We start from the raw sequence: 9,897 nt of genomic DNA, 5'->3' as shown, positions 1-9,897 counted from the left end.
CCTCCCCCGCCCAGGCGGAACTCCCACCCGACCCCGACCGGACGACGGTCGAGGACCTCCTAATCTCCGTCCGCCGCAGGAGCGTGACCTGGTGAACCTCCCCGAAGGCATGACCGCCCGCCTCGCCGCCGACCACCCGTACCCGCGCGCGTTCCTCACTGTCAGCGGCGCGCACCTCTACGGCTTCCCGTCCAAGGACTCCGACATCGACCTGCGCGGCGTCCACGTGCTGCCGCTGGAGGAGATCGTCGGCCTGGACACGGGCGACGAGACGATCACGCTGATGTGGGACCACGACGGTGTGGAGGCCGACGCGGTCACCCATGACCTCGCCAAGTTCTGCGCGCTACTCCTGCGGCGCAACGGCTACGTCCTGGAGCAGGTCATGTCACCGCTGGTCGTGGCCACCTCGGAGGTGCACGCCGAACTGAAGGCGCTGGTGCCGGGGCTGGTCACGTCCAACCACGCGCACCACTACCTGGGGTTCGCGCGGTCGCAGTGGCAACTGTTCGAGCGATCACGCGAGCTGAAGCCCCTGCTCTACACGTTCCGGGTGCTGCTCACCGGAATCCACCTGATGCGGACGGGCGAGGTAGAGGCCGACCTGACCCACCTCACCGGTCCGTCCTACATGCCGGACCTGATCGAGGCCAAGCGCGCCGCCGAGCACGGCGCCCTCCCGGAGGACGCCCCCGGCACGTCCCGCCTCCACGATGACGTCGCCGCCCTGACGACCCGACTGGAGGACGAGCGGGGCCGCAGCGACCTGCCCGAATTCCCCGCGAACCGCCGCGCCCTCCACGACTTGGTGGTTCGGACCCGCCTACGCTGAACCCTGCGGTGCCTCCCCTGCGTGCCACCGGTTATACGGACCGTTTTTGGACGCAACCACCCGGTGCGGTCGCCACGTACCAGTCAGCACGTACCAGGTGATTGCGGAGCCGAGGAAGGGGAGCGATGCGCGAGCAGGGCATCGACCAGAAGGACATCGCGGAGGCGGATCTGCGGACGAGGCGCGGCGTGTTCCGCGCCGTCGCGTTCCGGGACCCGGTCGACGGGCACGAGCACATGGCGCTGGTGCGCGGCGACGTCCGGGGGCGCGGGGACGTGCTCGTCCGGATGCACTCCGAGTGCATGACGGGCGACATCTTCGGCGCGACCCGCTGCGAGTGCGGGGACCAGCTCGGCGCGGCGCTGGACGCGATCGTCCGCGAGGGAGCCGGTGTCCTGGTCTACCTGCGCGGGCACGAGGGGCGCGGGATCGGCCTCGTCGCGAAGGTCCGCACCCACATCCTGCAGGACGACCAGGGCCTCGACACCGTCGACTCCGCCACCGCGATCGGGCTGCCGGTGGACGTCCGCGACTACGGCCCGGCCGCGCGGATCCTGCGGCACCTCGGCGTCCGGTCGGTGCGGCTGATGTCGAACAACCCGGACAAGGTGCGGGCGCTGGAGTCCTACGGCGTGCTCGTCGCGGCGCGGATGCCGCTGCTCGTGCCGGTCAGCGACGACAACGTCCGCTACCTCACCGCCAAGCGCGACCGCCTCGGCCACGACCTGCCCCAGCTGGACGCCGCCGTGCTCGGTGAGGCGCCGGTCAGCGAGGTGCACTGATGGCGCGGTCGGTGACGCTGACGCGGCCGGTGGCGCCGGCGCTGCGGGCGCCGCTGCCGCTGCCGCGCCGGGTGCGCCTCACCCGGGGGCCCGAGCTGGGTCTCGCGGTGGCGGTGCAGTTCGCGCTGCTGGCGGTGCTGCGTCCCGGCCATGCGGGCTTGGCCGTGGGCGCGGCGTTCGCGCTGGCGTCGTGGGCGATCCTGAGCCGGGCGTTCCGCCGGCGGCGCACGCTGGGGCCGGCCGATCACGTGACGCTGGCGCGTGTCGTGCTGACCGGGGGTGTGGCGGCGCTGGTCGCGGGGCATCTCGCCGGTGGCGGGCACACCGCGGCGCTGGTGGTGGTCGCGTCGGTCGCGCTCGTCCTGGACGGTGTGGACGGGCAGGTCGCCCGGCGCACCGGGACGGCGTCCAAGCTCGGTGCGCGGTTCGACATGGAGACCGACGCGTTCCTCGTGCTGGTGCTGAGCGTCGAGGTCGCGTGGTCGGTCGGGGCGTGGGTTCTCGCGATCGGCGCGATGCGGTACGTGTTCGGCGCGGCGGCCTGGGCGGCGCCGTGGCTGTGTGCTGAACTGCGGCCGAGCGTCGCGCGGAAGGCCGTCGCGGTGGTGCAGGGCGTGGTGCTGGTCGTGGCCGCGGCGGGCGTCGTTCCGCATGCGGGCCTGCTGGTGGCGGCGGCGCTCGCGCTGCTGGTGTGGTCGTTCGGGCGGGACGTGCTGTGGCTGTACGCGCGGCGCGACCGGCCAGTGGAGGCGACTCGGGGGAGGAGCACGGATGGAGCGCGACGCGCGCGCCTTCTGGATCCGGTCGCCCGGTAAGGGGGAGATCGACGATCTCGTCCTGCCGGAGCCGGGGCCGGGTGAGGCGGTCGTCCGCACGCTGTACTCGGGCGTGAGCCGGGGGACGGAGGCGATCGTGTTCCGCGGCGGCGTCCCGCCGAACCAGCACGCGATCATGCGGGCGCCGTTCCAGGACGGGACGTTCCCCGGCCCGGTCAAGTACGGGTACCTGAACGTCGGCGTGGTCGAGCACGGGCCTTCGGAACTGGCCGGGCGCACGGTGTTCTGCCTGTACCCGCACCAGACCCGGTACGTCGTCCCGGCGAGCGCGGTCAGCGTCGTTCCGGACGATGTGCCGCCGGAGCGCGCCGTCCTCGCCGGGACGGTCGAGACCGCCGTGAACGCGCTGTGGGACGCGGCGCCGCTCGTCGGCGACCGCATCGCCGTGGTCGGTGCCGGAATGGTCGGCTGCTCGGTCGCCGGCGTCCTTGCAGGGTTTCCGGGGAGCCGCGTGCAGCTGGTCGACACCGACCCTTCGCGGGCGTCCGTCGCGAAGGCGCTCGGGGTGGAGTTCGCCTCGCCGGAGCAGGCTTTGGGCGGCTGCGACCTGGTCGTCCACGCGAGCGCGACCGAGGCGGGGCTGGCGCGGGCGCTGGAACTGCTCGCGCCGGAGGGGGAGGTCATCGAGCTGAGCTGGTACGGCGACCGGCGGATCAGCGTCCCGCTCGGCGAGTTCTTCCACTCGCGGCGGCTGACGATCCGGGGCAGCCAGGTCGGCGCGGTGCCGCCGTCCCGCCGGGCGGGCCGCACGTTCGCCGACCGGCTCGCGCTGGCGCTGAAGCTGCTCGCGAACCCCGCCTTCGACGCCCTCATCACCGGGGAGAGCCCGTTCGACGAGCTGCCGGGCCTGATGCCGCGGCTCGCGAACGGCGAGATCCCCGCCCTCTGCCACCGGATCGTCTACTAGGAGGACGCACTTGTTCGGCATCACCGTCCGCGACCACGTCATGATCGCGCACAGTTTCCGCGGCGAGGTCTTCGGGCCCGCGCAGCGGCTGCACGGCGCCACGTACGTGGTGGACGCGACGTTCCGCCGGGCCGATCTCGACCCGGACGGGCTCGTCGTCGACATCGGGCTCGCCACCCGTGAGCTGGGCGAGGTCCTGGGCGCGCTGAACTACCGCAATCTGGACGACGAGCCGGATTTCGCCGGGGTCAACACCTCGACGGAGTTCCTCGCCAAGGTCATCGCCGACCGGCTCGCCGTCCGGGTGCGCGCGGGCGCGCTGGGCGAGAACGCGCGCGGCCTGGCCGGCCTCACGGTGACGCTGCACGAGTCGCACGTCGCCTGGGCCAGTTACGAGCGCGAGCTATGACCGCGCCCGAGATCTGCGTCGTCGTCCCCGGTGACATCGACGACACCGCACTCCCGAGCGGCGGCAACCACTACGACCGGCGGCTCTGCGACGAACTCGTGGCGTCGGGACGTCCCGTCCGCGAGGTGGCGGTGCCGGGCTCGTGGCCGCGCCCGGACGCGGCGGCGCGCGACGGCCTCACCCGCTCCTTGGCCGAGTTGCCCGACGGTGCGGTCGTCCTGATGGACGGCCTGGTCGCGTGCGGGGTACCGGACATCGTCGTCCCGGATGCGGGACGGCTGCGCCTGGCGGTCCTGGTGCACCTTCCCTTGGCGGACGAACCCGGACAAGCCGACCTGAACGCCGGTGAACGGAAGGTCCTGGACGCGGCCGGGGCGGTCATCGCCACCAGCCCATGGGCCAAAGACCACCTCATCGCCCATCACGGCCTCGACCTGTCCCGCGTCCACGCCGTTGCGCCGGGCACCGACCCGGCGCCGCTCGCGAACGGCACCGACGGCGCGACCCGCCTGCTGTGCGTGGCGTCGGTGACCCCTCGCAAGGGGCACGACGTCCTCGTGGAGGCGCTCTCCACGGTCGCGCACCTGCCCTGGCACTGCGAATGCGTCGGGCCCCTCGGCCGCGACTCCGACCACGTGACCGACCTGCGCCGGCTGATCGCCCGGCACGGCCTCGACGGCCGCGTCGACCTGCAAGGACCGCTCACCGGCAAGCGGCTGGACGACGCCTACGCCGACGCCGACCTGCTCGTCCTCGCGTCCCGCGCCGAGACGTTCGGGATGGTGGTGACCGAGGCCCTCGCGCGCGGCATCCCCGTCGTCGCGACGTCGGTGGACGGCGTCCCCGACACGCTCGGCTGGGACCCGACCGGCGCCGTCCCCGGCCTGCTCGTCCCGCCGGACGACCCCGGTGCGCTGGCCGCGGCGCTGCGCCGCTGGCTCGTCGAACCCGACCTGCGGGGGCGCCTGCGCGCCGCCGCCCGGCTGCGCCGCGGCATGCTGCCCGGCTGGAACGACACGGCCCGCCGCATGGCGACCGTCCTGTCGAGGCTGCGGCGGGAGGCGCGATGACGGAGCGAAGCGAGGGCATCGGTGCGGCTTCTGCCGGGGGACGCGGGGGGTCGTCTCCCCGCAAGGAGACGCTGAGTTTCGATCCGGACTGGCTGGCGCTGCGGGAGAGCGCCGACGCCGCCGCCCGCGCCGCCGACCTGCTGGAACCGCTCCGGGCCGCGCTCCCGCCGGACGAGCCGCTGGTCATCTGGGACCTCGGCTGCGGCACCGGCTCGCTCGGCCGCTGGCTGTCCGGGCGGCTGCGCGGCCCGCAGCACTGGATCCTGCACGACCACGACCCGGCCCTGCTCGACCGGGCCGGCGCGGGCGGCTACATCACCGCCGACGGGCTGCCGGCGACGATCGAGACGCGGGCGGGCGACCTCGCCGCGCTGCGCGCGTCCGACCTGGTCGGCGCGTCGCTCGTCACCGCGTCCGCGCTGCTGGACGTGCTCACCGCCGCCGGGATCGAGACGATCGCCGCGGCGGCCGCCTGCCCGGCCCTGCTCACGCTGTCGGTCGTCGGCCGCGTCCGGTTCTCCCCGGCCGAGCCGCTCGACGCCGCGTTCGCCGCCGCCTTCGACGCCCACCAGCGCCGCGGGGACCTCCTCGGGCCGGACGCCGTCACCGCCGCGATCAAGGCGTTCGGGCGCCGCGGCGCCACCGTGCTGACCCGGCCGAGCCCGTGGCGGCTCGGCCCCGGCCAGTCCACGCTGACCGCCGCGTGGCTGCGCGGCTGGGTCGGCGCCGCCGTCGAGCAGCAGCCGGACCTGGCCTCGTTCGCGGGCGACTACCTGAGCCGCCGCCTCGCCGACTGCGCCGCGGGCCGGCTCTCCGTCGAGGTCCACCACCTGGACCTGCTCGCCCTACCTGGGGGAACATCATGAAGAGGCTCTGGCCTTGGGGGCGCCTGCTCGGCGGGCTGGGCATCCTCGGCGCGCTGCTGTGGTGGCACAGCACGGACGCTTTCGTGGCGGCGTACCACTCGATCGATCCCGAATCCGTCGTTCTCGCCCTCGCCATCGGGCTCGTGACCACGGTGCTCAGCGCGGCCCGGTGGTGGCTGGTCGCGCGACGGCTCGGCTTGCACCTGCCTATGGCCGGAGCCGTCACGGACTACTACAGATCCCAGTTCCTGAACGCCGTACTGCCTGCGGGCGTTTTGGGGGACGTTCACCGAGCGGTGAGCCACGGCCAACGCTCCGGTGACGTCGTCCGTGGGGTGCGGGCCGTGTTCCTTGAAAGGATCGCGGGCCAGGGTGTCGCGATCGTTGCAGGGGTCGCAGCGTTGTTCGCCTACCCGGCCTTGCTGTCGGCGATGGCCCCGGCCCTCATTCCTGTGGGGATCGCGCTCGTGCTGTTGCTGGTCCTGGCGCGTTGGAAACACCCCGCCCTGGTCTCCACGTTCACCGACTTGCGTGCCGCCGCGCGCGCTTGGCCGGGCATCGTGGGGCTGTCAGTCGTGGCCCTGGGCGGTCATGTGGCGCTGTTCGTCGTCGCGGCCCGCCTGGTCGGCGCTACGGCCCCGCTCCTCACCCTGCTGCCGCTGCTGCTGCTCGCGCTGCTGGCGATGGTGCTGCCGCTCAACGTCGGTGGCTGGGGGCCGCGCGAGGCCGTCCTCGCCCTGGCGTTCGGCGCCGCCGGGCTCGGCTCAGCGCAGGGCCTGACCGTCTCCGTCGTGTACGGGGTGCTGAGCTTCGTCGCGTGCCTGCCCGGCGCCGCGACCCTGCTGCTGAAGCACCGCGAGGACGTCCCCGAACGCCTCGACAAGGCTCCGCAGCGCGTCCCGGCCCTTGCCGGCGCGGGCCAGTGAAGGCCGCCCGATGACGCCCGACCGGGTGTAGGCGGCCATCCCGGTCGTCAGCAGGTGCCGCCGGTCATCGGCCAGATGATCGGCGGTGTCGTACCCGTCCCTCAGCAGCTCCGGGTGGGCGTGCAGCAGGATCGACGCCTCCAGCTCCCCGGCGTGCATGTCGCTGTCCCCGGACGTCTCGACGCCGGCCGCCTTCCGCGCGGCCTCCCACTCGTCGAACCCGGGGAAGAGGGCCATGTCGCCGTGCGCCTCCTGCACGACGTTGCCCAGGACGTAGTTGCCGCCATGCCCGTTGACCAGCACGAGCTTCGGCACTCCGGCCCCGCGGAGCGACTCGGCGACGTCCCGCACCACGGCATGCAGGGTCGCCGCAGAGATGCTCACCGTCCCGGGCCAGCCGGCGTGCTCCTGCGAGCAGGAGATCGTCACGGGCGGGAGGAGCCGCACCGGGTGCGCCTTCGCGATCTCCTCCGCGAGCGTGCAGGCGATCACCGTGTCCGTCGCCAGCGGCAGGTACGGCCCGTGCTGCTCGAAGCTTCCTACTGGCAGCACGGCCACGGGGACGTCCGGAACCTCGGCGCTCGTATGCATCGGCAACATGCCCCAACTCTGCCGCATCCGCCGCGCTTGCGGCTCAGCTCCCGAGCAGTTCCCGGACGAGCCCGCCCACCTGCTCGATCTCGGTGAGGAAGCCGTCGTGGCCGGACGGCGACTCGATCACCCGCAGCCGGTCCGCGCCCGGGATGCCGGCCGCCAGCTCCGCCTGCTGGGACAGCGGGTAGAGCCGGTCGGAGTCGACCCCGGCCACCAGCGTCCGGGCCGTCACCCGGCGCAGCGCGGCCGCCGTGCCGCCCCGGCCCCGGCCGACGTCGTGGTCGTTCATCGACTCGGTGAGCACCACGTAGCTGCCCGCGTCGAAACGTCCCATCAGCTTGCCGGCGTGGTGGTCGAGGTAGGACTCCACCTGGTAGCGCCCGGCCCGCTGCGGGTCCTCGCCGTCCTGCGGGCGGCGGCCGAAGCGGGTCTGGAACTCCGGCTCGCTGCGGTAGGTGATGTGCGCGATCCGGCGGGCGATGCCCAGCCCGGCGTGCGGGCCGTCCCCCGGCGGGGCGTCGTAGTAGTCGCCGCCGCGCCAGCCCGGATCCGACCGGATGGCGTGCAGCTGCGCGCCCGCCCACGCGATCTGCTCGGCGCTCGCCGCCGCGGTGGTGGCGAGCAGGAGCAGCGACCCGGTGCGCTCCGGGTAGGACACCGCCCATTCCACGGCGCGCATCCCGCCCATCGAGCCGCCGGTGACCAGCGCCCAGCGGTCGATGCCCAGCGCGTCCGCCAGCTGCGCCTCGGCGGCGACCATGTCGCGCTGCGTCAGATACGGGAACGAACCGCCCCAGGTCGTCCCGTCCGGCCGGCGCGAGGACGGGCCGGTACTGCCCTGGCAGCCGCCCAGCACGTTGGGCGCGACGATGAACCAGCGGTCGGTGTCCAGCGGAAGGCCCGGCCCGACCAGGCCGTCCCACCAGCCGGGCGTCGGATGCCCCGGCTCGACCGGCCCGGTGACGTGGCTGTCCCCGGTGAGGGCGTGCAGCACCAGCACCGCGTTGGACGCGTCGGGCGCGAGCCGCCCCCAGGTCTCGTACGCGAGCCGCACCCGGGGCAGGATGCCGCCGGCCTCCAGCGGCAGCGGCCGGTCCAGGGTGATCCACCGCCGCCGTCCGGGCGGGTCCCCCTCCCGCCAGGCCCCGGAGGCCGGCGGGAGGGCGACCGGTGCGGTCTCGGCGTCGGTGCTCAGGACGCGCCCTTCGCCGCGCGGAAGCCGGCCTCCAGATCGGCCTTGAGGTCGGTGACGCTCTCGATGCCGATGCACAGCCGCACCAGGCCGGGGGTGACGCCGGCGGCGGTCAGCTCGGCCTCGTTCAGCTGGCTGTGCGTGGTGGACGCCGGGTGGATGATCAGGCTGCGGACGTCGCCGATGTTGGCGAGGTGGCTGAACAGCTCGACGCCCTCCACGAACCGGCGTCCCGCCTCGATGCCGTCGCGCAGCTCGAAGGTGAACACGGCGCCCGAGCCCTGCGGCAGGTAGCGCTGCGCGGCTTCGTGCCACGGGCTGGACGCCAGCCCCGGGTAGTGGACGGCCGACACCTCCTCGTGCTGCTCCAGCCACTCGGCCAGCTCCTGCGCGCTCGCCGACTGCCGCTCCATCCGCAGGCTGAGCGTCTCCACGCCCTGCAGCAGCAGGAACGCCGAGTGCGGCGCGATCGCCGGGCCGAGGTCGCGCAGCAGCTGGACGCGCAGCTTGATCCCGTAGGCGCCGGGGCCGAGCGCCGGCCAGTACTGCAGGCCGTTGTAGCTCGGGTCGGGCTCGGTGAAGTCGGGGAACCGGTCGGCGTTCGCGCCGAAATCGAACGTTCCACCGTCCACGACCACGCCCGCGATGGTGGTGCCGTGCCCGCCGATGAACTTGGTCGCCGAGTGCACCACGATGTCCGCGCCGTGCTCGATCGGCCGCACCAGGTACGGGGTCGCGATCGTGTTGTCCACGATCAGCGGGACGCCCGCCTCGTGCGCGATGTCGGCGACGCCCCGGATGTCCAGGACGTTCCCGCGCGGGTTGCCGATGCTCTCGGCGAACAGCGCCTTGGTGTTCGGCCGGATCGCGGCCCGCCAGGCGTCCAGGTCGTCGGCGTCCACGAAGGACACCTCGATGCCGAACTTCGGCAGCGTGTGCTGGAACAGGTTGTGGGTGCCGCCGTAGATCGTGGAGCTGGAGACGATGTGGTCGCCGGCGCGCGCCAGGTTCCAGATCGCCATCGACTCCGCGGCCTGCCCCGACGCCACCGCCACCGCGCCGACGCCGCCCTCCAGCGCCGCGATGCGCTTCTCGAACGCGTCCTGCGTCGGGTTCATGATGCGGGTGTAGATGTTGCCGGTCTCGGCGAGCGAGAACAGGTTCGCGGCGTGCTCGGTGTCGCGGAAGACGAACGACGTCGTCTGGTAGATCGGCACCGCCCGCGCGCCGGTGGCCGGGTCCGGCTCGCTGCCGGCGTGCACCTGCTTGGTCTCGAACGACCAGCCGGCCTCGGCGGACGTGGCGGGGTCGGCGTGCTCACTCATGGCTCTCCTTGGACGGGACGAGGGGGACGGGCTCGTACGGGTCCGGCGCCGGCGTGCGGGGGCTGTGCCTTATACACATCTGAAGCCGCCGACGCAGCGGGTAGGGTGTGACTCCGCTGGCGACCACACAACAAACCAAAAAAACAGCGAACACTCAG

Annotated in this window: 10 protein-coding genes and 1 pseudogene; 8 read left to right on the top strand and 3 right to left on the bottom strand. The window is 73.5% G+C overall.

Annotated elements, in window-relative coordinates:
* Positions 1-91 precede the first annotated feature (91 nt).
* The 8 genes and pseudogenes from HUX53_RS08305 to HUX53_RS40835 form a co-directional block, all read left to right on the top strand.
* Complete coding sequence (locus tag HUX53_RS08305; protein WP_309237116.1) at positions 92-832, top strand: nucleotidyltransferase domain-containing protein; 741 nt, start codon at positions 92-94, stop codon at positions 830-832.
* Between the two features lie 125 nt (positions 833-957).
* The gene (gene ribA, locus HUX53_RS08300; RefSeq protein WP_176402572.1) at positions 958-1,614 is read left to right on the top strand and encodes a GTP cyclohydrolase II; all 657 of its coding nucleotides are present in this window, start codon (positions 958-960) and stop codon (positions 1,612-1,614) included.
* Entirely contained in the window at positions 1,614-2,429 is an 816-nt protein-coding gene (locus HUX53_RS08295) for a CDP-alcohol phosphatidyltransferase family protein (RefSeq protein WP_176402571.1), read from the top strand. Before ribA ends, HUX53_RS08295 begins: the two co-directional genes overlap by 1 nt.
* Positions 2,386-3,357, top strand: coding sequence for a zinc-binding alcohol dehydrogenase (locus tag HUX53_RS08290; protein ID WP_176402570.1), 972 nt, complete (start codon positions 2,386-2,388; stop codon positions 3,355-3,357). Before HUX53_RS08295 ends, HUX53_RS08290 begins: the two co-directional genes overlap by 44 nt.
* A 10-nt stretch (positions 3,358-3,367) precedes the next feature.
* The gene (locus HUX53_RS08285) at positions 3,368-3,766 is read left to right on the top strand and encodes a 6-carboxytetrahydropterin synthase (RefSeq protein WP_176402569.1); all 399 of its coding nucleotides are present in this window, start codon (positions 3,368-3,370) and stop codon (positions 3,764-3,766) included.
* Positions 3,763-4,836, top strand: coding sequence for a glycosyltransferase family 4 protein (locus HUX53_RS08280; protein ID WP_176402568.1), 1,074 nt, complete (start codon positions 3,763-3,765; stop codon positions 4,834-4,836). Before HUX53_RS08285 ends, HUX53_RS08280 begins: the two co-directional genes overlap by 4 nt.
* Positions 4,833-5,702: an SAM-dependent methyltransferase gene (locus HUX53_RS08275; RefSeq protein WP_309237115.1), complete on the top strand. Its 870-nt coding sequence runs from the start codon at positions 4,833-4,835 to the stop codon at positions 5,700-5,702. The genes HUX53_RS08280 and HUX53_RS08275 overlap by 4 nt, the downstream gene beginning before the upstream one ends.
* Positions 5,699-6,463 (top strand): annotated as a pseudogene (locus HUX53_RS40835) (lysylphosphatidylglycerol synthase transmembrane domain-containing protein); the annotation flags it as partial. The gene HUX53_RS08275 and the pseudogene HUX53_RS40835, both read left to right, overlap by 4 nt.
* 3 nt (positions 6,464-6,466) lie before the next feature.
* Here HUX53_RS40835 and HUX53_RS08265 read toward each other — a convergent pair.
* Genes HUX53_RS08265 through HUX53_RS08255 form a run of 3 tightly spaced genes read right to left on the bottom strand, consistent with a single transcriptional unit; the run spans position 6,467 to position 9,739 of the window.
* Positions 6,467-7,228: a creatininase family protein gene (locus tag HUX53_RS08265; RefSeq protein ID WP_176402567.1), complete on the bottom strand. Its 762-nt coding sequence runs from the start codon at positions 7,226-7,228 to the stop codon at positions 6,467-6,469.
* A gap of 34 nt (positions 7,229-7,262) precedes the next feature.
* On the bottom strand, positions 7,263-8,417 hold the full coding sequence (locus HUX53_RS08260) for a homoserine O-acetyltransferase (protein WP_176402573.1): 1,155 nt from the start codon (positions 8,415-8,417) through the stop codon (positions 7,263-7,265).
* A complete protein-coding gene (locus HUX53_RS08255; protein WP_176402566.1) occupies positions 8,414-9,739 on the bottom strand; it encodes a bifunctional o-acetylhomoserine/o-acetylserine sulfhydrylase in 1,326 nt (441 codons plus the stop codon). The genes HUX53_RS08260 and HUX53_RS08255 overlap by 4 nt, the downstream gene beginning before the upstream one ends.
* Between the last annotated feature and the right edge of the window lie 158 nt (positions 9,740-9,897).

Source organism: Actinomadura sp. BRA 177 (assembly GCF_013372625.1).
In the GTDB taxonomy this organism is placed as follows: Bacteria; Actinomycetota; Actinomycetes; order Streptosporangiales; family Streptosporangiaceae; genus Spirillospora.
This window is presented reverse-complemented; position numbering and strand designations above follow the sequence as displayed.

What these genes read in the sequence shown, in the direction of transcription:
- HUX53_RS08275 (WP_309237115.1), top strand. Translation starts at nt 4,833, where the DNA reads ATGACGGAGCGAAGCGAGGGCATCGGTGCGGCTTCTGCCGGGGGACGC.
- HUX53_RS08295 (WP_176402571.1), top strand. Translation starts at nt 1,614, where the DNA reads ATGGCGCGGTCGGTGACGCTGACGCGGCCGGTGGCGCCGGCGCTGCGG.
- HUX53_RS08290 (WP_176402570.1), top strand. Translation starts at nt 2,386, where the DNA reads ATGGAGCGCGACGCGCGCGCCTTCTGGATCCGGTCGCCCGGTAAGGGG.
- HUX53_RS08255 (WP_176402566.1), bottom strand. Translation starts at nt 9,739, where the DNA reads ATGAGTGAGCACGCCGACCCCGCCACGTCCGCCGAGGCCGGCTGGTCG.
- HUX53_RS08280 (WP_176402568.1), top strand. Translation starts at nt 3,763, where the DNA reads ATGACCGCGCCCGAGATCTGCGTCGTCGTCCCCGGTGACATCGACGAC.
- ribA (WP_176402572.1), top strand. Translation starts at nt 958, where the DNA reads ATGCGCGAGCAGGGCATCGACCAGAAGGACATCGCGGAGGCGGATCTG.
- HUX53_RS08265 (WP_176402567.1), bottom strand. Translation starts at nt 7,228, where the DNA reads ATGTTGCCGATGCATACGAGCGCCGAGGTTCCGGACGTCCCCGTGGCC.